We start from the raw sequence: 23,867 nt of genomic DNA, 5'->3' as shown, positions 1-23,867 counted from the left end.
ACCAACCTTCAAAGCCGGCAACTTGTCCACCAGCTCATTTGTGCAACAAAGCCATCGCCGAACTCGAGGCGACCTGGTCCTGCGTCATCAGCAGGCACGGCGCGGCGACCGCAACCCCGTTTCCGGCTAGGCCGAACAGGATGCCCAGGCACAAAAGATGGCGCAGCAGCTTCAGCACGGTTCGGAAATGCTCCTCCGTAATACAGCTGTCAATTCGTGACTGCGGCCAGCAAGGTTACGGTCGAGCCTAGTCATCGCGGGCCAACTCCTCGATGATCGGGCAATCCGGGCGCATGTCGCCATGGCAGCGCTCGGCGAGATCGACAAGCGTGCGCCGCATCGCTTCCAGCGCCGCGGCCTTGCGCTGCAATTTCTCGGCCCGCGCCGTCGCCAGCGCCTTCACTTCGGCGCTCGCCCGGCCGCGATCGTTCCACAGGTCGAGGAGCACGCGGATTTCCTCGATCGGAAATCCCAGATCGCGGGCGTTGGCGATGAAGCGCAGGCGGTGGAGATCGGCCGGCGAATAATCGCGATAGCCGCTGTCGCGGCGCGGCGCCTCGGGGATCAGCCCTATCTTCTCGTAGTGGCGGATCATCCGCTGCGAGACGCCGCTCGCCTCCGCGGCTTGGCCAATGTTCATAGCGCCACCCGGTTGAGCCTGAGCGCGTTCCCGACCACGCTCACCGACGACAGCGCCATCGCCGCCGCGGCGATGATCGGCGAGAGCAGGATGCCGAAGAAGGGATAGAGCAGGCCCGCCGCCACCGGCACGCCCGCCGCGTTGTAGATGAAGGCGAAGAACAGGTTCTGGCGAATGTTCGACATGGTCGCCTCGCTCAACCGTCGGGCTCGCACGATCCCGGTGAGGTCGCCCTTCAGCAGCGTCACCCCGGCGCTCTCGATCGCGACGTCGGTGCCCGAGCCCATGGCGACGCCGACATCGGCAGCGGCGAGCGCCGGCGCGTCGTTGACGCCGTCGCCGGCCATGGCAACCACCTGGCCCTCGCGCTTCAGCCGCTCGACGACCGCGCTCTTCTGGTCGGGGAGCACTTCGGCCTCGACCGCGTCGATGCCGAGCTTGCGTGCCACGGCTTCCGAGGTCGTGCGATTGTCGCCGGTGAGCATCACCACCCTGATCCCTGCTTCCCGCAATCCTGCGAGCGCGTCGGGCGTGCTTACCTTGATCGGGTCGGCGATCGCCAGCACCCCGGCGATACGGCCGTCCAGCCCCATGAAGATCGCCGTCGCGCCGTCGCGGCGCAATTCGTCGGCGGTGTCTTCCATTGCGGTGAGATCGATGCCGCTGTCGCGCATGATCCGCGCGTTCCCGAGAGTCACTCTTCGGCCATCGACCGTGCCGGTGGCGCCCTTGCCGGTCGGCGCGTTGAAGTCCGAAACGGGAGGAATAGCGATGCCCCTGTCTGTCGCGGCCGCCACGACCGCCAGTGCCAGCGGATGCTCGGACGCGCGCTCGACTGCCGCGGCGAGACGCAGCACCTCGGTCTCGTCCAAGCCTTGGCCGGCGACGATCCGCGTCACCGAAGGCTTGCCTTCGGTCAGCGTGCCCGTCTTGTCGACGATCAGCGTCTGGACTTTTTCAAGCCGCTCCAGCGCTTCGGCATTCTTGATCAGCACCCCGAGACCCGCGCCACGACCGACGCCGACCATGATCGACATCGGCGTCGCTAGGCCCAGCGCGCAGGGACAGGCGATGATCAGCACGGCCACCGCGGCGATCAAGCCATGCGCGAGGCGCGGCTCGGGACCCCAGATGCCCCAGGCGATGAAGGCGACCGCCGCGACGGCGAGCACGGCCGGCACGAACCAGCCCGCGACCTGGTCGGCGAGCCGCTGGATCGGCGCGCGCGAGCGCTGCGCCTCGGCGACCATCTGGACGATCCGCGCGAGCATCGTGTCGCGGCCGATCCGCTCGGCGCGGATGACGAGCGCGCCGCTCTGGTTGAGCGTGCCGCCGATGACGCTGGTACCTGCCGCCTTGGCGACGGGCATGGATTCGCCGGTCACCATCGACTCATCGATCGCCGAGCGGCCTTCCTCGACGCTTCCGTCGACCGGAACCTTCTCGCCCGGCCGAACGCGCAACCGATCGCCGATCGCGACCGCCTCGAGCGACACTTCCTCGTCCTGCCCGTCGGCGGCGATCCGGCGCGCGGTCTTGGGCGCGAGACCCAGCAGCGCCTTGATCGCGCCAGAGGTATGCTCGCGCGCGCGCAGTTCCAGCACCTGGCCGAGGAGCACGAGTACGGTGATGACCGCCGCGGCCTCGAAATAGACGGCGACCGTGCCACCCTCCCGGAAGGCGGCCGGGAAGATGCCCGGCGAGAGCGTCGCCACAATGCTGTAGGCCCAGGCGACGCCCGTCCCCATCGCGATCAGGGTGAACATGTTGAGGTGGCGCGTCTTGAGCGACAGCCAGCCGCGTTCGAAGAAGGGCCAGCCGCCCCAGAGCACCACGGGGGTCGCCAGCAGCAGCTGGATCCAGGTCGAGACGCGCTCGGAGATGAGATGGTGGAGTGCCGGGAAGAGATGCCCGCCCATTTCGAGGACCAGCACCGGTATCGCCAGCGCGAGGCCAGTCCAGAAGCGGCGCGTCATGTCGACGAGTTCGGCGCTCGGACCCGCCTCGGCAGTGGCGATCTCCGGTTCCAGCGCCATGCCGCAGATCGGGCAGGCCCCCGGATGATCCTGGCGGATCTCGGAATGCATCGGACAGGTCCAGATCGTGCCCGGCGCCGCTGCTTCCTCATCGGGCAGAGCGTATCCGGCCGAACAGCAGCCACGGCCTTGATGCCCCTGTGCATGGTGTTCATGATTCACGACAGACCTCCAACGCCGTTCAATGTGGGGGTTGACATGATGTCAGGGTCAAGGGGTGTTTTTTCTCGATGAGGATCAATGAGCATCAAAACAGATGCGACCCTAGAAAATCTCGCTCCAATAACACGATATATCCATCAGGATCACCTTCAGCCTCCTCGTGCGCCATGAGCCCGACGGGCTTCCAGCCGGCGAAATTGCGCGCCAACTCGGCGTGCTGCAGAACAGGATGTCCGTGCATCTCGCCACTTTGGCGCGAGCAGAGATGATCCGGGCCGAGCGGCGGAGCTGGATCATCAACTATCGCGCCGATCTCGACCGGCTGAGGGCACTCACCCTTTTCCTCGTGAAGGATTGCTGCAGCGGCAAGGTCGAGCTGTGCGATCCGCTGATCGCCGAACTGATCCCCTGCTGCTGATGACGGAGGCTATGATGCGCGATCGAATCTTCAACGTGCTGTTCTTGTGTACCGGCAATTCGGCCCGCTCGAGCCATATCCATACAACCTCATGAGAGCGTTCAATTTAAGTGGTTGCCACGGTGGCCGCATTGTCGCTGTCGCGCTAGGAACATGGGATGAGCGCCCCTCAACTTGTGACTCGGCCCTTCTCGATGATGCGTGCCTTTCTCGCCACCGAAGCGGCCGGCGGCATCATCCTGATCGCGGCAGCTTCCGCCGCGATGATCGTCGCCAATTCCCCGTTTTCAGCCGATTATCTTCAGGCCCTGCACGTCAAGATTGGCAGCCTCAGTCTGCTCCACTGGATCAATGACGGGCTGATGGCGCTGTTTTTCCTCATCGTCGGCCTCGAAATCAAGCGCGAGGTGCTCGACGGCCAGCTTGCCCGATGGTCCGACCGCTTGCTTCCGGGGCTGGCTGCGGCCGCGGGCGTTGCGGTCCCGGCGATAATCTATGCGGCGGTCAACTGGGGAGAGCCGGAAGGACTGCGTGGCTGGGCGATTCCCGCTGCGACGGACATCGCCTTCGCGCTCGGCGTGCTGGCGCTGCTCGGCAGCCGCGCGCCGACCTCGCTCAAGATCTTCCTGACGGCGGTCGCCATCATCGACGACCTGATCGCCGTCCTGATCATTGCGCTGTTCTACACGTCTGAACTCAGTCTTCCGTCGCTCGCAGGCGCGGGCGTGGGGCTGTTGGCCCTTGCGCTCTTCAACCGTTATGGCGTCACGGCGCTCTGGCCGTACCTGCTGGTCGGCACCCTGGTCTGGGTCTTCGTGCTCCAGTCGGGCATCCACGCGACGCTGGCGGGCGTGGCGGTCGCCATGACCGTGCCGCTGGCCAGGACACCGGGGAAACCGGACGACACGCATTCGCCATTGTCCCGGCTCGAACATGGCCTGCATCCGTGGGTGGCCTATGCGATCGTGCCGGTCTTCGGGTTCGCCAACGCCGGCGTGCTGCTGGATGGCTTCTCCCCGCGGGACATACTGGATTCGGTTCCCCTCGGCGTCGCGCTCGGCCTGGTCCTCGGCAAGCAGATCGGCATCTTCGGCGCGGTCTTACTGCTGGTCCGGTTTGGCTGGGCCGAGCGGCCGCGCAATGCGAGCTGGCCTCATGTTTACGGCGTCGCGCTACTGTGCGGAATCGGCTTCACGATGAGCCTGTTCATCGGCGGCCTCGCCTTCGGCGACGGTTCGCACCAGAATGACGCCGCGAAGCTCGGCATTCTTCTGGGATCGATCGTTTCGGCGATCGCGGGTTTCATCGTCCTGCGGATCGCCCCAGCAGCGAGCGTGACGCAAACATGAGGCTGTTCCCTGGTTCGGTGCAGATTGTGGCTGTCGTCAAGGAGCTTCTATCGCCCCATGGAAGCGGGAAGGCGCGCGATGCGCTCTCCGTATTCCGCCGGCGGATTGCGACGGGCGCCGGCGCGGTACTGCTTGGCCTGCTGGCGATCGCCTTCGCCAAGCTAGGCGACCTCGCACAGCACCTCTTCCACCAGTTCAGCACGGCCTGGCCCTATGGCGCACTGCTGCTTACGCCCGCGATTTTCGCTGGCACGGTCTATCTGACAAAACGATGGGCCTCGGAAGCACGGGGGTCCGGCATTCCGCAAGTCATAGCTGCTTCACGCAATCCCGCGCGCGAAGCCCTCGGCCCGCTCGTCTCTCTCAAGACGGGCGTCTTGAAGCTCGTCATGACGGTATTGATACTCGGCGCGGGCGGATCGGTGGGCCGCGAAGGCCCGACCGTTCAGGTCAGCGCGGCGATCATGGTGGCGGTCCACCGGTTGCTGCGGGTGCCGATCACGGCCGGCGTGTTGATCGCGGGTGGCGCCGCCGGTGTTGCCGCTGCCTTCAACACGCCGCTTGCTGGCGTCGCGTTCGCGATCGAGGAATTGGCGTCCGCTTATGAGCAGAAGGTGGCGGTGCTCGTCATGGCCGCCGTCATGATCGCCGGCCTGGTCAGCCTCGGCGTTTCGGGTGACTATATCTATTTCGGCGCCATGCATCAGACGCTCGAACTGCGTGCCGTTCTGCTCGTTGCGCCGATCGCCGGGATCGCGGGCGGCCTCGCGGGCGGCCTCTTCTCGCGCGCGCTCCTCGGCTTCTCGGCACCCGGCCGCCCATGGATCCGCTCGCTGAAACAGCGTCCTGTCATCGTCGCTGCCGTCTGCGGTCTGATCGTCGCGGTGCTGGGGATCGCAAGCGCGGGCGCCACCTGGGGAACCGGCTATGAGACCACGCGCCATCTGGTCGAGGCGCAGGGCGGATCGCCATGGTTCGGCCCGGCGAAGTTCCTGGCGACACTGGCGACAGCCTTGAGCGGAGCTCCCGGCGGCATTTTCGCGCCGTCGCTGTCGGTTGGGGCGGGCCTGGGCGACCTTCTCACCGGCCTTTTTCCGGACGATCCCAGGGGCGCGATCGTTCTGCTCGGCATGATCGGCTATTTCGTCGGCGTCGTTCGCGCGCCGCTGACAGCCGTCATCATCATAACCGAGACGACCGCAAGCCGCGGAATGATCGTGCCGCTGTTCGCCACCGCCCTCATTGCCGACCTCGTCAGCGCCCTGGTCTGCCGGGAACGCCTCTACCATGGCCTCGCCAGGCCGTTCATGCAGACACCATTCCCCGAGGTGGGGCCGGCACCTGAAGGAAGGCGGGAACCGGGGTAATCGGCGTTCGATCCCGATAGGGGTGACGAGCGCCCCTGTCAGGCGCGCGATGCACAATCGACGGTAGAGACTCTTTCATGCACCGGAAGCTCAAAGGAGAATGTCGCGCCGCCGGACTCATTCCGGACAGACAGAGTTCCTCGCATGTCGCTTATGATGCCGTAGCTTATGGACAGGCCGAGTCCGGTGCCTTCCCCGCCCGGCTTGGTCGTGAAGAAGGGCTCGAATATACGCGGCAATATGTCCGGCGGAATACCGCCGGCATTGTCGGCCACTTCCACGACCGCGGCATCGTCCGATCGCGCGACGCTGATGCGAAGCTGCGGTGCGACCGCATCGGTCGTCCTGAAAGCGGCAATCGCGTTGGATATGAGATTGGCGACCACCTGCTCGATGAGCACCGCATGGCCTTTGACGACCAGGCCCGGCGTGATCGCGAGATCGAGCATGTACCCTTTGAGCCGCGCGGTTTCGGCAAAAAAATCGACCGCCGACTGCACGGCTTCTCCAAGGTCGAACGGTTCGGGCCTCTCGACCGGCTTGCGGCCGAAAATGCGCATATGATCGATGATGGCCGCGGCCCGCTCGGTCTGCTCGGCAATCCGACCGAACTTCATTTCCAGATAGTCTTCCGTGGCCTTACCGGCGACCAGCCGGGCGCGCGCATTATCGGCCGACAGGCGGATAACGTTCAGCGGCTGGTTCAGCTCGTGCGCGGTGGCGGTCGCAAGTTCGCCGAGCGTTGCGAGCTTGGCGGCGTGCAACAGGCGGCGTTGATCTTCGCGCTCCCGGGTCACGTCTTCGTGGATGGCGATGAAGCCGCCATCGGGCAGCCGTGTCCGGCGGACAGAAATCGTGCGGCCATCGGGAAAGAAGAGCTCGAACGCCAGGGACGGTCCCTCCCAGTTCCGATTGCGGCATTGCGCCTCGATCTGTTGTCCCTCCGCGCTGTCATAAGCGCCGCCGGCAGCGTGGAAATCCACCATCTCATCAAGCGTCGAGCCTATCTCGAAGGCGTCGACCGGAATGTCGGTCAGCGCCGCAAAGGTCGGATTCCTGGCGAGCAGGCGCCCGTCGGCATCAAAAATCGCGACCCCTTCGGTCATATGGTCGAAGGTTGATTCTAGCGCGTGGGTCTGATCAGCCAGAGCGTGGCGCAGTTCATTGTGAAGCTCGCCGATGCGGCTGCTCATGCTGTTCATCGCCTTGGCAACCGCCCGGAATTCAGCCGGACCTTCGACGGGAATCGAGACGTTGAAATCGCCGCCGCTAACCCTTCTTGCGGTCCTGCGAATGACGCGGAGGTGCCGTGATAGATGACGCCCGAATGCCCATGACACGAGGCCGGAAAGAGCGAGCAGCAGGATGGCGGTCACCACCAGCCTGGGTTTGATCCGGCCCAAAATCTCATCCAGAAAATCATCCCGGGCCACAGCCCTGATCGTACCGATCCGTTTCCCGTCCCGGATGATCGGGACGGTCTGCACGAATGTCTCGACGTCAGACCCGGCGCGCTTGGCGAGGGTCGCGAGAGACCGTCCGTTCGAGTCCCGGACGTCAAGCGAGACCAGATCCGCGCTTTCGACAAGATCCTGGACCAGCCTTTTGGTCTTTCGCCGGTCGCCCGCTGCCACGGGTTCGCTGAGCAGGACGGCCGCAAAACGGGCGTTGATCCGGGCGTCGCGATGAACCTCGCTTCTCACCGACTGGTTGAGGAAGCCGAGCGTCATGATGAGCAGGATGATCAGAAAAGCCGTTTCGATGGCAGCGACGGCCAGCATGCAGCGCATATGGAAGCTCATGCCAATGCTTCCAGGGCGAGCTTGACCACCGCCGGACTGCGCACCGGCTTGCCGAACCGCGCAAGGATCTCGCGTCCTCCGGTGAACGGGTCGTCCGCATGGCCGGCATGGCCGGTGATGACGATGAAGCGCAGGTCCGGGCGTTCGGCATGCAACTGCGCGATCAACTGCTCCCCTCCGATGCCCGGCATGCGGAGGTCGGTGATGACGAGGCGGATCGATGGATCGGCGCCACGGCGCAACGCCTCTTCGGGATCGCTCGACCAAGACGCTGCAATGCCGGCGTCTTCAAATGCCTCGGCCAGTTCCTCGGCGGAGTAGGGATCGTCGTCGACGACGAGGACGGCGCTCATGCTGTCCACGCGGCGATGAGGGTCTGGATAGCGTCGCGGCAGAGGCTGCGCCCGGTTTCGGTGAGTCCGAGCATGAAGCGGCGGCCGTCTGCGGGATCTTCGCGGCGCATGATCAGGCCGCGCTCTTCGAATTCGGCAATGCGCCGAAGGCCGGCCGACGCGCTCGCCCCGGATGCAAGCGCAATGTTGGTGGCTGAGGCTTCGCCGGTGCCGAGATCGGCCTCGAACATGGCGAGCAGCACGCGCCAGCCGACCTGCTCGATAGACAGGCGGGAAAAGAGCCGGTCAAGGACACGCGCTTCCTCGAGCAGCCGCCGGCAATGCAGTGCCTGCCAGGCCTGATCGACCGAGGGTGCGGGATCGGTACGGCCATTTCCTGCCGCCGGAGAATAGGATGGCGGCAGTTCGGCCATCGCCGCCATTTCGCGCATGGCACTGGTCAAACCATCCTCCAGGGCGCGGAAACGGTTGATCAGGCCGCTGCGGGCAGCGCGGTCGCGCTCAAGCTCGCGATAGCGTCCCGCCGCGTCGGTGACCGCATTGAGCAGTCCGATGCGATCGACGGGCTTCGGCAGGAACGCCGCAACGCCCATTCCTGGCGGCCGCCACATTGCTTGCCGGCTCTCGCCTGTTGTCGGCAGAGGAAATTTACCGTTCGATAGACTGGTCCATCGTGGTTCTGCTCGCGGCGATGATACCGGTGGGCCAAAGCTTCGAAACCAGCGGCACAGCGGCAATCGTCGCCGAGGCATTGGGTCATGTTCTGGCGGGGGCACCGCCCGTTGGGGCGCTCGCGGCGCTCTGCGCACTGACCCTGCTGCTCTCGATCTTCCTCAACAATGTCGCCACCGCGATCATCATGGGTCCGCTGGCGCTCGATGCCGCCGCGCTGATCGGACTTGGTCCTGATGCAGCCCTGCTGGCCGTCCTGATCGGAGCCTCGTCCGATTTCCTCACCCCCATCGGCCACCAGAATAATCTGCTGGTCATGGGGCCGGGCGGTTATCGCTTCACCGATTATGCCCGACCGGGCGCAATATTATCCGTGCTGGTCGTCGGGATTGCAGCAACCTTTCTGGCTTTGGTGTGAGAGGCTTGGAAAGCTATCCGCTGGGGGGCGTCGAGATCATGCCGCGTCAAGTCGCAGGCACGGTGCTGGACGAGACCGGACGCTGATGAATGTCCACGGACTTCATCGGATGACGTGCCCCCTGAAATGTAACCGCCCGACAGCCAGTCCGACGTCTTCGACTTGCGCGAACGGCTGCCTCGCTGGCTCTAAGCAGCTTCCCAAGCCATTGTTACCTGCATTAGGCGCCTTTGAGCGCAATATAGCCACCGACCAGCATAACGATGATCGCGAAGGAGCGCTCGAGCAGGCCCTTGCGCACAGCAAGCCGGACTCCCAGTCGGATCCCGCCGAATGCGCCAACGATGCCGCCGAGGACGAGAAGCGCCGCCATCGGCCAGTCGACATAGCCTGAGAGCGCATAGGAGGTCGCGGTCGTCAGCCCGAGCGCGGTGACGACGACCAGCGAAGTGCCGACTGCGAAGCTCAGCGGCATCGCCGTCGCTGCGATGAGCCCGGGGACGATGAGGAACCCGCCGCCGATTCCGAAAAAGCCGGCCGCCAGACCAACGCCGAGACCGATCGGCACAAGGCGCGGCATTAGAGCCGATGCGGTTTCGCGGGTCAGGCGTATATCCGGAGCCTCGCTCTTGCGGCGTTTCCGGAGCATCGACAGGCCGACGCCGATCATCAGCAGGCCGAACAGCATAAGTAACCGCTCACCGTCGAGTGCCTTGCCGATCTCGGCACCGATCGCTGCACCGATTACCCCGGCCGTCGCGAAGACCGCGGCGCAGCGCCATTTGACCTTGCCGGTGCGTGCGTGGCCGACGAGGCTCGCAAGTGCATTCGCGGTGACGGCCACCGCGGCGGTCCCGATCGCGGCATGGGGCGATCCCACCCCGACGAGATAGACGAGCAGCGGGACCGCAAGGATCGAACCGCCGCCGCCGACCAGCCCTAGCACGACGCCGATGACGCCACCGGATGCGAGCGCGAGCAGGATCTGGCCGAGCGTCATCGCCGGATCAGGCCGCCAGGGTCCGGCGGTTCCACGGAAGCCGGTGCAGCAGCGTCGCCATTCCGCACCATCCGGTCGCGCCAGCCACCATCAGTCCGCCGCCGACAAGGGCCGACAGCCCGAAAAAGATGGGTGTCGTGAGAAACCCGAGGACGACACCGAGCAGCACCAGTCCGCCCGCAACAAGCTGGACCTGCCGCATGATCTCGAGCGGCTGGCGCCGGTCGACCGAGGTGGGCAAGCCTTCCGTGCGCCAGGCGTCGATGCCGCCCGCAAGGATGTAGGAAGGCGAGCCGTTCACGGCGTCCGCCAACCGGGCGGCGTTGGCCGCCGTGCGCATCCCCGAACGGCAGTGGAATATGATCGGACCGGACGGGGCGGGCATATCCGCGATCCCGGCCAGCGGTAGGTTGAGCGCGCCGGGGATATGCTCCCGTGCATGTTCGTCGGCATCGCGGATATCGACGAGCGTCGCGCCGTCGGCCACGAGCCGCTGCGCATCGGCGGGGTTGAGCGAAACAGGCGTCATCGATCAGATTTCCTTGCAATAGAGTTGGTAGAGGGTGGCGAGCAGCGTCTCGGTCCTGGGATCGGCGATCCGGTACCAGAGTGTCTGGCTCTCACGACGGAAGGCAACGAGACCCTCGTCGCGCATCTTTCCCAGATGCTGCGACAGCGCGGATTGCGACAGCGCAACTTGGCGCGCCAGATCACCGACGGTCATCTCGCCATGTTCGACAAGCTTGCACAGCACCATCAGGCGGCGAGCGTTGCCCATCGCCCTAAGCAGGTTCGATACCTCACCAGCCTTCGCTTCGAAGGTTGCGAGATCCATTGGAGGCTTGAGCATCGCCGCTTCCTTTCATTAGATATTGCTTATTTAGTTATATCTAATATATTGTCAAGCGACACAGGAGATGCCGATGCCCGCCAAACCCATGATCGAGGCTTTCTTCGACGAGCCCACCAACACCGTCAGCTATCTCGTCGCCGATCCGGCGACGCGCGACGCTGCCGTCATCGACCCGGTCCTCGACTTCGACCTTGCAAGCGGCGAGGCGGATAGACGCTCGGCCGAGCGCGTCCTGGCATTCGCCAACGCGCATGACTGGCGGATCGTCATGGTGCTGGAGACGCACGCGCATGCCGACCATCTTTCCGCCGCGCCCTATATCAAGGCGAAGACTGGGGCCGCGATCGGCATCGGCGAGCATATCCGCCAAGTGCAGAAGATATTCCGCCCAGTCTTTGCGCTGGACGACCTTCGGACCGACGGATCGGACTTCGACCGCCTGTTTCACGATGGCGAGCGGTTTCCGATCGGCAAGCTGGAGGTCGAGGTGCTCCACGTGCCCGGCCACACTCCGGCAGACGTGGCCTATAGGGTGGGCGATGCCGTGTTCGTCGGCGATACGCTTTTCATGCCCGACTACGGCACCGCGCGCGCCGACTTCCCCGGTGGCGATGCGCATCAGCTGTTCCGGTCAATCGGGCGCCTGCTCGCGCTGCCGGACAAGACGCGGCTGTTCCTTTGCCACGATTACAAGGCGCCGGGCCGTGAGGACTATCGCTGGGAAACGACCGTCGGCGAGCAGCGCCGCGGCAACGTCCATGTCCATGATGGCGTGAGCGAGGAGGCATTCGTCGCCATGCGCGAGACGCGGGACGCGGGGCTGTCGGTCCCCAGGCTGCTGTTGCCCGCGATACAGGTGAACATCCGGGGTGGACGCCTGCCGGAGGCGGAAGCCAACGGCGTGCGGTTTTTGCGCATTCCGGTGAAATTCCGAGGGCACGCTTAAGGGGCAGATCACCGGCATTTGGATGGGGAATCGTGCAGCAACATTTCGTCACATTCAGGCTCGATCGAGAACGGGTGTGAGCACCCGCTCGGCACGCGCGGAGCCAAAATCCTGAACCGCCTTGGCGAGGCGCGAACAGTCCATTTCCTTTGCCCGTTCGAGCGCGCGTGACCCGACGGCGGCAGTCAAGGCCGCCAAAGCTACCACGAATCTGTTTCACTGGACGCACCCGAACGCCGCCGGACCTCCCTGGATTCCAAGCAGAAGCGGACCCGAAAACGACCCATTCTGGCCTAGAAAACCGCCATTTCTTGAGAGGCGCCATGAGGCGATACCCTCACCGATACCCTGGGACTTTTCAAACATCGGTTCGAGTCCCTCAACATCGTGACGGCCCTTTTCGCTTCGGCGATTCGTTGTCCTCAACTATGAAATCTGAGCTTCGCATCCTCGCCTTCCGCGAATGCGTTGCCCGCCTCCAGCATGGCGCGGGCGCTCGACATCGTTTTCCAGTCGATACTGCCAGTATAGCGCTGCGCCTTTGCGAGCATGCGAATGAGCGGCGCGGTTTGGCCATTGTGCGAAAAGGCCTTCAGCGCGCCGAGATAGTCGGTGCGATAGGCTGTCGGAATGATGATGCGCTCCTGCGCGCCCGCGACGAGTTCGGCATTCATCATGATCCGCGCGACCCGGCCGTTACCATCCGCGAAGGGATGCACCTCGCTGACGAGCACCATCATGTAGACGGCGCGCTGAAATGGATCGCCTAGCGCCTGCAGGAACTCGAAGCCTCGGTCGAGGGTTCCCTCGACGAGTTCGGGGGCAACGAACACGGTGCTGCCGGCCTGATTGCCCTTCAGCTTGAATTCGCCAGGCCCTTTGTCAGGCCGCGCCTCCATGACCGCAGCGTGGCGCGCGCGCAGGAGGTCGAGAAAGGACGGGAAGCTGGTGGGCCGCGTCTTCATCGCCTGCTGATCCGAAACGATCCGGAACGTGCCGAGAATGTCATGCGCGTCTTCAGGGCGCTCAGCGGGGATCACGCCGTCGAAGACGATCTCGGCGGCCTCCTCGACGCTGAACTCCGTCCCCTCGATGAAATTGGAAAAATAGGCCTCGAAAAAGGCAAGGTTCGCGTTCTCGCCGGCATTGCGTACAGGCGCACGCCGCTCCTCGGTGATTGTCTCGCGCAAGGCGGCAAAGAGGGTCTCGAACAGCCCGATGCGATCGGGATCGAATGGTTGTCCGGCCGCACGAGCTAAACCCGCCTTGCTCGTGAGGGGGGCGTCTCGCGTGCCGAGTAGCGCGCCAATGACGGCATCCAGTTCCTGTGCTTCTGTTTCATAGCCGAGCTTTGGCGCCACTGCCCGCACTTCGTCCCGAAGGCGGTTGGTCGCCGCTTCGCCCTGACGGCGGACGAGAGCGTCCAGCCGTTCTTCGATTTCCCTGCGTGAGACCGTTCGCGTAATCCGGCCACCTCGCTCACGTGAGGGCCGCATGTTTTCAAGATAGGCTCGTGCTGTCGATGCCAGGCGTGCGCCACCTATGAAGGGCCTGTCGCTTTCCAGCGGTCCTGCACCGGCGCGCGGCCGGAACACGATCCCCGGCAGGGCGGTCTCGCGCTTCTTTTGCGAGATGAGGAAGACCGAGCCATCGTCGGCCGGCTTGTTCTCCAGGGCCGTTCGGTCGGCGATCAGCGCGTCCGGATAGTAGGCGGTAACGAGATAATACCAGTTGCGCCGCACCAGCCGTTCCGGGTCCTCCTCCAGGTTCCGGGTGTAGAGCCGCGAACCGAGCTTGCGCAGCTGGCCGCGCTCCACGGCCTCGTAGACGGCCTTGGAGATCACGGCGTCCGAGACGAACACTTCTGGCAGGGCTGCAATCGAAAATTCGGGCATTAGCGAATCCTTCGATGCATCGAATGCCGAATTTTCGGGATTTTGTCACCCAGTTTTCCGAGAAAACGAGGATTAATGGTGGAATTTGGGTCAATGTGGCCTGTTTAACAATAGCTCCTGAATTTTCGGGGTTTTATCATGAAAAATCCGAATAACTGGGGTTTATCATCGAGTGGTCGCAAGGGGGATGAGGAAGCGCAACCCCGGCATCACCGTTTCATTTGTCAGAAGGGTGCATACATTTTTTCTGACAAACCTGCCCCTGGACGTTGCGTGCAGGGCCGGATCCGACCTTTGATTTCAAAATGCTGTCGGGGAAAATCACTGGTGTGCGTCATAGCGACGGAAGGTTGCAGCTTCCGGTCATGGAGCGAGGTTACCCTGCACAATATGAATCAGAACTGCTCGACGCCATGAACCCTGATGTAGAGCGTTCCGATGCCCCCACCAGCCTGACCCGCCAGCAGCTTTATCTGCTCGTCTGGCAAAAGCCGATCAGCCATCCGGCAAGGGCATTTGGCCTGTCGGGTCATGATCTGGTCAAGATTTGTGATCGCTTCGACATTCCCCGGCCGGCTCCGGGACATTGGCAGAAGTTGGCCGTCGGCAAGGTGGTCGAGACAAGGGCGTTACCGCCGGTGCCTTCCGGCATGGCCGAAACGATCAGCATAGTGCCGATCCCGCGCGGCCGCGCGGCTGAGCCAGAATCGGAAAGGGAACTGGCGACCGCACGCGACAGGACGAAAGCGCTGCAAGTTGCCGAGCGGCTCGTTCGTCCGCATCCGATCATCGCCGGCTGGATCGCCAGGCGAGAGAAACAGATCAGGAAAGGCGAACAGATCTATGACCGTCGGCTCAAGCGGCTGGTCCGGCCCTCGGCGTTCACGCCGCAGGAGCGGCGGCGCCACCGCATGCTCGATGCGCTGCTCAAGGCGCTGGAAGCACAGAAGATCGCCGTCGCTGAGAGCGAGCGGCTGGAGCTTTTTGCGACATCCGGCCGCGAAAGGATCGAGTTTCAGCTCAGGACGAAGCTGCAGCAGGTCCGGCGACCGCTCACCGCCGATGAGCGGGATTGGCATTCCTATCGTGACAGAGACCATAAGCTCGAGCTCGCGGAAACCGACATCCTCATATTCGAGGTGAAAGGCTGGCTGCCCGGCGGTTTGCGGCGCAACTGGCAGGACGGTCGCAAGGGCACGGTCGAAACAATGGCCGGCGACATTCTTGCGACGCTGCTCGCCGCCTTTCCGCTGATGGCGGTCGAGCGGGAGCAGCGCGAGAAAGCGGAGGAGCGGCGGCGGATCGAGGCGCAGCGGCGTTACGAACTGGAACAGCAACGCAAGCTCGACGAGAACCGCTTTCGGTGTCTGCTCGAACATGCCGGCCGGTGGCGCGATGCCGAGCTTGCCCGCGGCTTCGTCGCCGCGCTTCGCGCCGCGATTCCGGATCCGACCGTCATCATCGACGACCAGCCAGTGTCCGAATGGCTGGATTGGGCGGAGGCGCGGGCGAGCCAACATGATCCGTTCGCATCCGATCCGCTGGATGTGTTCGATACGATCGCCGATGTGACAAACTGGACCTACCGTGATCGATGATCGGATGTCCCGCCCTGTCAGCCGCGCGCGAAGTTAGGCTTCAGCACCTTGGCACCGTCGCGCAACTGGTCGAGATGATCGGACCAGTGTTGCATCATGCGCACACGCTCGTCCCAATATTCGCCGCGGGTGTAGGCGCGCCGGATGGCGTTGGTCTCCATATGGGCGAGCTGGCGTTCGATGGCGTCGGGATTGAACTTGCCCGTTTCGTTGAGCAACGTCGCCGCCATGGCCCGAAGCCGTGCGCCGTCATTTCCTCCTGGCCGAAGCCGAGCGCCCGAAGGGCCGCGTTGACGGTATTCTCGGACATCGGGCGACGCGGAGAGCGGAAGGAGGGAAAGCAATATTTTCCCGTGCCCGTCAGCTCCCAGAGCTGCTCGAAGAGCTTGCTCACCTGCGTGGACAGCGGCACGCGGTGTGGCCGCTGCATCTTCATCTTCTGCTCGGGGATGTTCCAGACCGAACGGTCGAAGTCGAACTCGCTCCACTCGGCCTGGCGCAATTCGCCGGGGCGCACGAACAGATGTGCCGACAGCCTGAGCCCGAAGAGGGTGATGGCATGGCCGGTATAGCCTTCGATCGCGCGCATGAGTTCGCCCGCGCCCTTGTCAGTGGTGATGGCGGCGAGATGCTTGGCCTTGGGCACGATGAGCGCGCCGCGCAGGTCGCGCGCCGGATCGGTTTCGGCCCGCGTGGTCGCGATGGCGTAGCGGAACACGCGACCGAGCACGCTGCGCCTGCGCCGCGCGCTTTCGTACCAGCCGGTGGCCTCTATCGAACGGAGGACAACAAGCACCTCCTGCGCGGTGATCTTGGCGACGGGGCGATTACCGATCCTGGGATAGGCCTTGTCGAGCAGCCAGCGAATCTTGCTGAGCGTGACCTCGGCCATCCCTTCGCGTTCCTGCTTGGCGACCCATTCCTCGGCGACCAGCTTGAAGCTGTTCTCCTCGAACAACATTTCGCGGGCGACGGCGAGCTTGGCCTCGTGCGAGGGATCGAGGCCGGCCGCGATCATCTTGCGCGCTTCGTCGCGCCGCTCGCGCGCGTCGCCAAGGCCGACATCGGGCCAGGCGCCGAAGGAGAGTGTGCGCTGCTTGCCGAGATAGGCATAGTTCAGCCGCCAGAGCTTCCGGCCGTTCGGCTTGACGAGGAGATAGAGGCCGGCACCGTCGGTGAGCTTGTATTCGCGCTCCCTCGGTCTGGCGCTCGTAACGGTCGTCGCGTAGAGTTTTCCCATGGTATCGGCCCGTCCATAAGGGGCCTTCGATACCATGCAGGATACCATATTTGTTCCCGATTGGTGCCGGATCAGCCCGGATTTGACCGGACGATCTTAGCACAAAAAGTGGCTGAAATCAGCCACTTTTCGGACGTTCTCGGATGTCCCCGGAAGAACAAATGGTGCCCAGAAGAGGACTCGAACCTCCACGCCCTTTCGAGCGCCGCCACCTGAAGACGGTGCGTCTACCAATTCCGCCATCTGGGCACGGGCGGGGTGCCGGATCGCGATCCCCGCTAGGTAGGAGCGCGCCTCTACGCAGGCGGTACAGGGTTGTCAACCAGGGCGGCGGCAACAATTTCTCGAGTTTGTGCGGGAATGACTGCGCGGTTGCCCCGTTTGCGCCCTTGTGGCAGGGGCGGCCATCATGTGCCGCGACGCGGACAGGCCCGGCGCGGGCCGCTGACGGAAGGACATAAGCTGACCATGAGCCAAAGCTCCACCGATTCCCTTTCAGGCAAGATCATCACCGTTCTTGGCGGAAGCGGTTTTTTGGGCAAACATCTGGCGCAAGAACTGCTGTCACGCGGGGCGCGGCTGCGGATCGCCAGCCGTAATCCGCAGCGGGCATTTGCCATCAGGCCACTGGGCGCCCTGGGCCAAGTGCAGTTCGCGCGGGTTGACGTGACAAAGCCGGCTTCGCTTGCGAACGCGCTTGCCGGATCGGACGCGGTGGTGAATCTGGTGGGCGCCTTCACCGGCGATCTCGATGCTGTCCAAGGCAGTGGCGCAGGCCGCGTAGCCACGGCCGCCAAGGCAGCGGGCGCCGCGGCGCTCGTTCATATTTCGGCGCTTGGCGTGCGAGCCGATTCCGGGGTCAGTTACGCCCGCACCAAAGCTGCAGGTGAGGAATTGATTCGCGTGGCCTTCCCAGGGGCAACGATCATGCGCCCTTCGATCATGTTCGGGCCTGACGATCATTTCGTGATGATGTTCGGCGACCTCATCGCCCGCATGCCAATCCTCCCGGTGTTCGCGCCACAAGCGAAACTGCAACCGGTGTTCGTTGACGACGTGGCCGAAGCGATCGGCCGCGCCCTTGCCGATCCGCTTACACATGGCAACAGGACGTATGAGCTTGCCGGCCCCGAGGTCGTCACGATGCTTGAATTGAACGAGCGCATTGCTGCCGCCGAAGGACGTTCGCGCAGTCTGATCGCACTGCCGGATGCAGTTTCGGGGGCGCTTGCAGCTCTCACCGGCTGGCTGCCCGGCGCACCGATCACCAGCGATCAGCTCAAGCTACTCAAGGCCGGCAGCCTCCCCAGCGGCGACCTGCCAGGTTTTGCCGACTTGGGCATTTCGCCGCGCCCGCTGGAGCTGTTCCTGGACCGCTGGATGATCCAGTTCCGCAAGCACGGACGGTTTGGGACGAAAGACGTCAGCGCCGCCTGATAGCCAAGCCTATCGCGACGGATGCAAGTGGTTCAGGGATCTACCTCGGCATAATGGCTCGGCGGCTGGATCACTTCCATGCGCTCTGAAAGCAGGGGCCGGAAGGAAGGGCGGGACTTCATCACCAGATACCACCCACGCGCCTGCTCGTGAGTGGACCAATCAAGCCCGCCCAAATAATCGGCCACGGATATCTGCGCTGCGGCCGCGAGATCGGCCAGTGTCATGGTGGCTCCGGCTAACCAGGGGCGGTTGTCGATGAGATAATCGATGTAGTCGAGATAATCGTGCGCCAGCTTCATCGATTCGCGCAACACTTTGGCATCGGGCGACTGGCGCAGGACGAGGCGCTTCTTCATCCGCTCATGCAGCAGCGGGCCCGATACGTCATTGAAGAAGTTTTCATCGAACATCGCGATCAGGCGGCGCACTTCGGCCCGTTGCTGCGCCGTGCCGCTGATAAGCGGATTGCGGTCGACCGTTTCCTCGAAATATTCGCAAATGGCCCGGCTGTCCGACAGGACCACGCCGCGTTCGATTTCCTTCGCCACAGGCGTGCGGCCGGTCGGGTTCATTGCGAAAAGGCGGTCCTCTCCCTCCCACGGGCGAGCGGACTGGAGTTCATAGGCAATGCCCTTCTCGGCCATGAGCAGCCGCACCTTGCGGCTGAACGGGCAAAGCGGAAACTGGTAGATGTGCCACATGGTCAATCCGAATGCCAAAGGCGGGCGCAAGCGTCCACCCGGCAGGCTTTTCGCGCCGGGATGAACGCGTGGATAAGTCATGCCACTGCTCCGAGGGACGAACGTATGGTCACAATGCAACGCGGGCGGTTGACCCGTGCCCGCGGTGGAGACAATCTTGCGATCCTACCAAAACCCGCAACGGAGCATCCATGTTCAGTCACATCTGCGTCGGCAGCAACGATCTTGCGAAGTCGAAAACCTTCTATGACGCCGTGTTCGCCACGCTGGGCGCCGCGCCGGTCCTGGCCGATCCGGCCGCCGGCCGGCTCGCCTATGCCAACAAGGGCACCAGCTTCATGATTTTCACCCCAATCAACGGCGCCCCGGCAACCTCCGCCAACGGCGGGACGATCGGCTTCACATGTGACAGCGTGGAAGTGGTCAACGCCTGGCATAAGGCCGGTTGTGAAGCCGGCGGCACAGCGTGTGAAAACCCGCCAGGCGTGCGTGAATTTCCTTTCGGCAAGCTCTATCTTGCCTATCTGCGCGATCCTGATGGCAATAAGCTCTGCGCCCTGCACTCGATAAGCGAATAAGGATTCGAAGGGGAGAAACGGAAATGCCGTTCAAACCCGATCGTCCACAAGGAGGGTGAACGGCATGGACGAGACATCGCCATCCGCGTTGATTGATGAGCGTATCGCCGCACTGGCTGACTGGCGCGGCGATACCCTCGCCCGGATGCGAGCCTTGATTCACGAGGCCGTGCCAGGCGTAGCCGAGATGTGGAAATGGCGCGGCGTGCCGGTATGGGAACTGCACGGTATCATCTGCACCGGCGAGACTTACAAGCAAACGGTGAAATTCACCTTCGCCAAGGGTGCATCGCTGGAGGATCCCGCCCACCTCTTCAATGCCAGCCTGGAAGGCGACACCCGTCGCGCCATCGATATCTGCGAAGGAGAGGTGGTGGATGCCGAAGCGTTCAAGGAACTGGTGCAGGCGGCGGCGCAGCTGAATGGGCGGGGTAAGCAGCGTTGAACCTTGTCACCCGCCTCGCGACAGCAGGAATACCGCATGCTCGGCCCGAAAGTTCGCCGCCGCCGCGCTGCAGCGGGTGTCTCCGGAAAGGAACCAGCAGCCTTCCACCTCGATCCCGCGCTCCTTCACCAAGGCGCGGAAATCGTCGATGGTCAGGTGGTGGATATTGGGCGTTTCGTACCACGCGACCGGCAGCAGCCGTGTTACCGGCATGCGGCCGTTCCACAGGAGCGAAACCCGCACGCGCCAGTGCGCGAAATTGGGAAAGCTGACGAAGGCTTTGCGGCCGATTCGCAGCAGTTGGTCAAGGACCAAATCCGGGCGCATGGTCGTTTGCAAGGTCTGTGAAAGGATCGCGTAATCAACCGACTTGTCAGGATAGAACGCCAGATCCTTATCGGCATCGCCCTGGATCACTGATAGCCCCTTGGCGACGCATTTGCCGACATTGGCAGGATCGAGTTCCATGCCACGCGCGTCGCAGCCCTTCTCATCGCGCAGGGCGGCCATCAGGGTGCCATCGCCGCAGCCCACGTCCAGCAAGCTGGTGCCGGGCGCGACACTGGCGGCGATGACCGCCAGATCAGGGCGCAGGCTACTGACGGCGAGGCTCACTGGTTCAGGAATCCTTCGACCACGCGATCGAGCGCGGGAACGTCCAGCAGGAACGAGTCATGCCCGAACGGCGCGGACAGTTCGACGAAGCTTACCGGCAGACCGGCGGCGTTAAGGGCATGGACCACGTTGCGCGATTCCGCCGTGGGATAAAGCCAGTCGGTATCGAAGCTGACCAGGCAGAACCGCGCCTTCGATCCGGCGAAAGCATTGGCCAGCAGCCCGCCATGCTCTTCAGCCAAGTCGAAATAATCCATGGCGCGCGTGATGTAGAGGTACGAGTTCGCGTCGAACCGGTCAGTGAACGACAGGCCCTGATAACGCAGATAGCTCTCAATCTGGAAATCGGCATCGAAGCCGAACGTCTTCTGTTCGCGGTTCTGCAGGCGGCGGCCAAACTTCGCAGTCAGCCCCTCTTCCGAAAGGTAAGTGATGTGAGCCGCCATCCGCGCGACTGACAGGCCCTTTTCCGGGCCCTTGCCATGCGCATAGTAATCCCCTTCCCGCCATGCGGGATCGGCCATGATGGCCTGCCGACCCACCTCGTGGAAGGCGATATTCTGCGCGGAATGTCGCGCGGTTGATGCGATCACCAGCGCGGCGCGGGTGCGTTCCGGGAAATTGGCCGCGAGTGACAGCGCCTGCATCCCGCCCATCGATCCACCCACTATGGCGTGAAGCTGGTCAATGCCCAGGGCATCCAGCAGCGCCACATGGCCACGCACCATGTCACGTATGGTGATGACCGGGAAGCGCATCCCCCATGGCAGCCCGTCAAGCGCAAGGCTGGCCGGCCCGGTCGAGCCCATGCAGCTGCCGATCACATTGGCGCAGATCACGTAAAACCGATCCGTGTCGATCGGCTTGCCGGGGCCGACCATGCGCACCCACCAGCCAGGCTTGCCGGTCTTGGGATGGTTGGAGACGACATGATGGTCCCCCGTCAGAGCATGGCAGATGAATATGGCGTTGTCCTTCGCCGCATTCAGCGTGCCATGCGCCTCGTAAGCGATCCGCGCGCAGGGCAGAAGCTGCCCCCCGTCCAACGGCAGCGGATCGGCCAATTCGAGCACTTTGCTCTCATCGAGGATAGAGGCGGTCGCCATGATGCTTCAGCCAAGTGGGGAACCACGCAGCCCCTGTCAATCGCCCCCTGTCAATCGCGAGCGGGCTGAGCTAAGGCGCCCTCGTTATGGCTGAAACCGAAATCCGTGCTCGCTTTCCCCGACCCAAGCCGTGGATCGAGGCGATTCACGCCTATGTTCCCGGCAAGTCCACCGGCAAAGACGGGCAGCCGCTTATCAAGCTTTCCGCGAATGAAAATCCGCTCGGCACCAGCCCCCTGGCCCTGGCCGCCAAAGCACGGGTGCCCGCGCTCTACCCCGATCCGGACAGCAAGGCATTACGCGCGCGGCTCGGCGATCTGCACGGCATCGATCCGGCGCGCATCATCATGGGCACCGGTTCCGATGAGTTGCTCAACCTTGCCGCGCAGGGCTATGCCGGGCCGGGCGATGAGGTGATCTATGTGCGCTATGGCTTCGCGGTCTACGACATCGCTGCACGTCGCTGTGGCGCGACGCCGGTGGTGGCGCCCGATGCCGATTACGGCACTGATGTCGACGCGCTGCTGGCCCTGGTGAATGACAGGACGCGCGTGGTCTTCATCGCCAATCCCAACAACCCGACCGGATCGTTCCTGCCCAAAGGCGATATCGCCCGCCTGCATGCCGGGCTGCCGTCGGACGTGCTGCTGGTGATTGACCAGGCATACTGCGAATACGTCGCTCCCGAAGACGAAGATGGGGCGATGGCGCTCGCCGCGGCGAATAAGAATGTTTTTGTTACCCGCACCTTTTCCAAGATCTTCGGCCTGGCCGGAGAACGCATCGGCTGGGGTACTGGCGCCGACGAGATCGTAAGCACGCTCAACCGCATTCGCGGTCCGTTCAATGTGTCCAGCACCGGCCAGGCCATGGCCGTGGCGGCGCTAAACGATCTGGCCTTTGTCGAACGCTGCCGCGTCCACAACCGGGATGAGCGCGCTCGTTTCGTCGACAAGATCGTCACGCTGGGCAATTACGGCCTGCGCCCGTTACCGAGCCAGGCGAACTTCGTCCTCGTGCTGTTCGAAGGTGAACTGACCGCCGAGGAGGCGTTTGAGGGTCTGGCTGGGCGCGGTTATATCGTGCGCTGGCTTCCCAACCAGGGTCTGCCACATGGCCTCCGGATCACGATCGGCCGCCGGCATGACACGGATGCCATCGCGGAAGCCTTGCGCGAAATGGCAGAACGCACGTGATGAGCAGTGCAACGCAAGGTTTGCGGAAATGCCCGCTTTCAATTCCACCTCTACACAGGTGGAGCAGGTGACCGCTTTTCGTCATGTGGCGATCATCGGCCTGGGCCTGCAAGGCGGCTCGATCGGGCTGGCCGTGCAGGAATTCGTGCCGGGCAGCAGCACCACCGGCTACGACCTTTCCCCAGAGAACCGCGCTCGTGCCGCCGAGCTGGGGCTGGTGCACCAAGTATGCGAAACTGCGGCGGATGCTGTTCGGGACGCCGATCTAGTGATCTTCTGCGTACCACCGGGTGCAATAGGCGAAGCAGCTGCCGCAATCCGCGACGCGATCCCCGCTGATGCGCTTGTCAGCGATGTCGGCTCCAGCAAGCAAGCGATCGCCAAGGCCCTGCGCAAAGCATTGCCCGATCATCTGGTGATCCCGGCCCACCCGGTCGCAGGCACGGAGAACTCGGGACCGAATGCGGGTTTTGCGCACCTTTTCCGCAACCGCTGGTGCATTGTCACCCCACCCGAGCAGACCGACCTCGTCAAACTTTCCGCCCTAGTGGAATTTTGGGAAACGCTGGGCGCCAATGTCGAGATCATGACGCCCGAGCACCATGATCTCGTCCTCGCGGTGACGAGCCACCTGCCGCACCTGATCGCCTATACTATCGTGGGCACCGCCTCCGACCTGGAAGATGTGACTCAGGGCGAGGTCATCAAGTATTCCGCCGGCGGTTTTCGCGATTTCACGCGCATCGCCGCCTCGGACCCCACCATGTGGCGTGACGTGTTCCTTTCCAACAAGGAAGCCGTGCTCACTATGCTGCAGCGCTTCACGGAGGATCTGACCGCTCTGCAACGCGCGATCCGGGTGGGCGATGGCAACGCCCTGTTCGATCACTTCACCCGCACTCGCGCCATCCGCCGCTCCATCATCGAGGAAGGCCAGGACGATTCACGCCCGGACTTTGGACGCGGCGATCATAACGGCGGAGTTGGCCGGGACAGCTGAGAATGCCGGGCGCTTGCTCCATCATGAAGCGAGCCAG

General features: G+C 63.7%; 24 protein-coding genes, 1 tRNA gene and 1 pseudogene. 11 read left to right on the top strand and 15 right to left on the bottom strand.

All coding sequences use genetic code 11. From position 1 onward, the window contains the following. Positions 1 to 34: 34 nt before the first annotated feature. The 3 genes from V7D69_RS00645 to V7D69_RS00635 form a co-directional block, all read right to left on the bottom strand. Complete coding sequence (locus tag V7D69_RS00645) at positions 35 to 178, bottom strand: hypothetical protein (RefSeq protein ID WP_333604818.1); 144 nt, start codon at positions 176 to 178, stop codon at positions 35 to 37. Positions 179 to 247: 69 nt separating this feature from the next. After that, entirely contained in the window at positions 248 to 640 is a 393-nt protein-coding gene (cueR, locus tag V7D69_RS00640; RefSeq protein WP_333604817.1) for a Cu(I)-responsive transcriptional regulator, read from the bottom strand. Beyond that, positions 637 to 2,838, bottom strand: coding sequence for a copper-transporting P-type ATPase (locus V7D69_RS00635; RefSeq protein ID WP_333604816.1), 2,202 nt, complete (start codon positions 2,836 to 2,838; stop codon positions 637 to 639). The genes cueR and V7D69_RS00635 overlap by 4 nt, the downstream gene beginning before the upstream one ends. 130 nt (positions 2,839 to 2,968) lie before the next feature. Here V7D69_RS00635 and V7D69_RS00630 point away from each other — a divergent pair, with 130 nt between their 5' ends. The 3 genes from V7D69_RS00630 (at position 2,969) to V7D69_RS00620 (ending at position 5,972) form a co-directional block, all read left to right on the top strand. After that, positions 2,969 to 3,256, top strand: coding sequence for an ArsR/SmtB family transcription factor (locus tag V7D69_RS00630; RefSeq protein WP_333604820.1), 288 nt, complete (start codon positions 2,969 to 2,971; stop codon positions 3,254 to 3,256). 158 nt (positions 3,257 to 3,414) lie between these two features. After that, positions 3,415 to 4,605, top strand: a complete 1,191-nt coding sequence (gene nhaA / locus V7D69_RS00625) for a Na+/H+ antiporter NhaA (RefSeq protein ID WP_333604815.1) — start codon at positions 3,415 to 3,417, stop codon at positions 4,603 to 4,605. After that, the gene (locus tag V7D69_RS00620) at positions 4,602 to 5,972 is read left to right on the top strand and encodes a chloride channel protein (RefSeq protein ID WP_333604814.1); all 1,371 of its coding nucleotides are present in this window, start codon (positions 4,602 to 4,604) and stop codon (positions 5,970 to 5,972) included. Before nhaA ends, V7D69_RS00620 begins: the two co-directional genes overlap by 4 nt. A gap of 38 nt (positions 5,973 to 6,010) precedes the next feature. Here the strand turns inward: V7D69_RS00620 and V7D69_RS00615 are convergent, their stop codons facing one another. The 3 genes from V7D69_RS00615 to V7D69_RS00605 are packed head-to-tail and all read right to left on the bottom strand — an operon-like array spanning position 6,011 to position 8,720. Then, positions 6,011 to 7,774 carry a sensor histidine kinase gene (locus tag V7D69_RS00615; RefSeq protein WP_333604813.1) on the bottom strand — a complete coding sequence of 588 codons (1,764 nt, stop codon included), beginning with the start codon at positions 7,772 to 7,774 and terminating at the stop codon, positions 6,011 to 6,013. After that, entirely contained in the window at positions 7,771 to 8,127 is a 357-nt protein-coding gene (locus tag V7D69_RS00610; RefSeq protein WP_333604812.1) for a response regulator, read from the bottom strand. Before V7D69_RS00610 ends, V7D69_RS00615 begins: the two co-directional genes overlap by 4 nt. After that, on the bottom strand, positions 8,124 to 8,720 hold the full coding sequence (locus V7D69_RS00605; RefSeq protein ID WP_333604811.1) for a hypothetical protein: 597 nt from the start codon (positions 8,718 to 8,720) through the stop codon (positions 8,124 to 8,126). The genes V7D69_RS00610 and V7D69_RS00605 overlap by 4 nt, the downstream gene beginning before the upstream one ends. Positions 8,721 to 8,737: 17 nt before the next feature. Here V7D69_RS00605 and V7D69_RS00600 point away from each other — a divergent pair, with 17 nt between their 5' ends. After that, positions 8,738 to 9,217: an SLC13 family permease gene (locus V7D69_RS00600; protein WP_333604810.1), complete on the top strand. Its 480-nt coding sequence runs from the start codon at positions 8,738 to 8,740 to the stop codon at positions 9,215 to 9,217. Positions 9,218 to 9,437: 220 nt separating this feature from the next. Here the strand turns inward: V7D69_RS00600 and V7D69_RS00595 are convergent, their stop codons facing one another. From V7D69_RS00595 to V7D69_RS00585, 3 genes are read right to left on the bottom strand one after another with little or no spacing between them, the layout of a single operon-like run. Continuing rightward, complete coding sequence (locus tag V7D69_RS00595) at positions 9,438 to 10,217, bottom strand: sulfite exporter TauE/SafE family protein (protein WP_333604809.1); 780 nt, start codon at positions 10,215 to 10,217, stop codon at positions 9,438 to 9,440. 7 nt (positions 10,218 to 10,224) lie between these two features. Beyond that, positions 10,225 to 10,746, bottom strand: a complete 522-nt coding sequence (locus tag V7D69_RS00590; protein WP_333604808.1) for a rhodanese-like domain-containing protein — start codon at positions 10,744 to 10,746, stop codon at positions 10,225 to 10,227. Between the two features lie 3 nt (positions 10,747 to 10,749). Beyond that, the gene (locus tag V7D69_RS00585; RefSeq protein ID WP_333604807.1) at positions 10,750 to 11,067 is read right to left on the bottom strand and encodes an ArsR/SmtB family transcription factor; all 318 of its coding nucleotides are present in this window, start codon (positions 11,065 to 11,067) and stop codon (positions 10,750 to 10,752) included. 73 nt (positions 11,068 to 11,140) lie between these two features. On the opposite strand from V7D69_RS00585, the gene V7D69_RS00580 reads away from it, so the two are divergent. Then, entirely contained in the window at positions 11,141 to 12,016 is an 876-nt protein-coding gene (locus V7D69_RS00580) for an MBL fold metallo-hydrolase (RefSeq protein WP_333604806.1), read from the top strand. A 422-nt stretch (positions 12,017 to 12,438) separates the two neighbouring features. On the opposite strand, the gene V7D69_RS00575 is transcribed toward V7D69_RS00580, so the two are convergent. After that, positions 12,439 to 13,911, bottom strand: coding sequence for a Fic family protein (locus V7D69_RS00575; protein ID WP_333604805.1), 1,473 nt, complete (start codon positions 13,909 to 13,911; stop codon positions 12,439 to 12,441). A gap of 413 nt (positions 13,912 to 14,324) precedes the next feature. Here V7D69_RS00575 and V7D69_RS00570 point away from each other — a divergent pair, with 413 nt between their 5' ends. Further along, positions 14,325 to 15,509 carry a hypothetical protein gene (locus tag V7D69_RS00570; RefSeq protein WP_333604804.1) on the top strand — a complete coding sequence of 395 codons (1,185 nt, stop codon included), beginning with the start codon at positions 14,325 to 14,327 and terminating at the stop codon, positions 15,507 to 15,509. Positions 15,510 to 15,526: 17 nt separating this feature from the next. Here the strand turns inward: V7D69_RS00570 and V7D69_RS00565 are convergent. Further along, a pseudogene (locus V7D69_RS00565) lies at positions 15,527 to 16,749 on the bottom strand (tyrosine-type recombinase/integrase). 162 nt (positions 16,750 to 16,911) lie between these two features. Then, a tRNA-Leu gene (locus V7D69_RS00560) sits at positions 16,912 to 16,998 on the bottom strand. A gap of 219 nt (positions 16,999 to 17,217) precedes the next feature. Here V7D69_RS00560 and V7D69_RS00555 point away from each other — a divergent pair. Then, positions 17,218 to 18,186, top strand: a complete 969-nt coding sequence (locus V7D69_RS00555; protein ID WP_333604803.1) for a complex I NDUFA9 subunit family protein — start codon at positions 17,218 to 17,220, stop codon at positions 18,184 to 18,186. 32 nt (positions 18,187 to 18,218) lie between these two features. On the opposite strand, the gene V7D69_RS00550 is transcribed toward V7D69_RS00555, so the two are convergent. Further along, on the bottom strand, positions 18,219 to 18,890 hold the full coding sequence (locus tag V7D69_RS00550) for a glutathione S-transferase family protein (RefSeq protein ID WP_333604819.1): 672 nt from the start codon (positions 18,888 to 18,890) through the stop codon (positions 18,219 to 18,221). A gap of 191 nt (positions 18,891 to 19,081) precedes the next feature. On the opposite strand from V7D69_RS00550, the gene V7D69_RS00545 reads away from it, so the two are divergent. Both V7D69_RS00545 and V7D69_RS00540 read left to right on the top strand, forming a co-directional pair. Next, positions 19,082 to 19,468 carry a VOC family protein gene (locus V7D69_RS00545; RefSeq protein ID WP_324062142.1) on the top strand — a complete coding sequence of 129 codons (387 nt, stop codon included), beginning with the start codon at positions 19,082 to 19,084 and terminating at the stop codon, positions 19,466 to 19,468. A gap of 64 nt (positions 19,469 to 19,532) precedes the next feature. Beyond that, positions 19,533 to 19,913: a DUF1801 domain-containing protein gene (locus V7D69_RS00540; protein WP_324062129.1), complete on the top strand. Its 381-nt coding sequence runs from the start codon at positions 19,533 to 19,535 to the stop codon at positions 19,911 to 19,913. Between the two features lie 6 nt (positions 19,914 to 19,919). On the opposite strand, the gene metW is transcribed toward V7D69_RS00540, so the two are convergent. Next, positions 19,920 to 20,528: a methionine biosynthesis protein MetW gene (metW, locus tag V7D69_RS00535; protein ID WP_324062131.1), complete on the bottom strand. Its 609-nt coding sequence runs from the start codon at positions 20,526 to 20,528 to the stop codon at positions 19,920 to 19,922. Beyond that, entirely contained in the window at positions 20,525 to 21,634 is a 1,110-nt protein-coding gene (gene metX, locus V7D69_RS00530) for a homoserine O-acetyltransferase MetX (protein ID WP_333604802.1), read from the bottom strand. The genes metW and metX overlap by 4 nt, the downstream gene beginning before the upstream one ends. Positions 21,635 to 21,720: 86 nt before the next feature. On the opposite strand from metX, the gene V7D69_RS00525 reads away from it, so the two are divergent. After that, a complete protein-coding gene (locus V7D69_RS00525; RefSeq protein WP_324062135.1) occupies positions 21,721 to 22,830 on the top strand; it encodes a pyridoxal phosphate-dependent aminotransferase in 1,110 nt (369 codons plus the stop codon). 28 nt (positions 22,831 to 22,858) lie between these two features. Beyond that, positions 22,859 to 23,830 (top strand): prephenate/arogenate dehydrogenase family protein, encoded by a 972-nt coding sequence (locus V7D69_RS00520; protein WP_324062137.1) that lies wholly within the window; start codon positions 22,859 to 22,861, stop codon positions 23,828 to 23,830. The last annotated feature ends 37 nt before the right edge of the window (positions 23,831 to 23,867 follow it).

Source organism: Novosphingobium sp. (assembly GCF_036733805.1).
GTDB lineage: Bacteria > Pseudomonadota > Alphaproteobacteria > Sphingomonadales > Sphingomonadaceae > Novosphingobium.
Note: the sequence above shows the minus strand (reverse complement) of the source record. Positions and strands in the feature narration are given on the sequence as shown.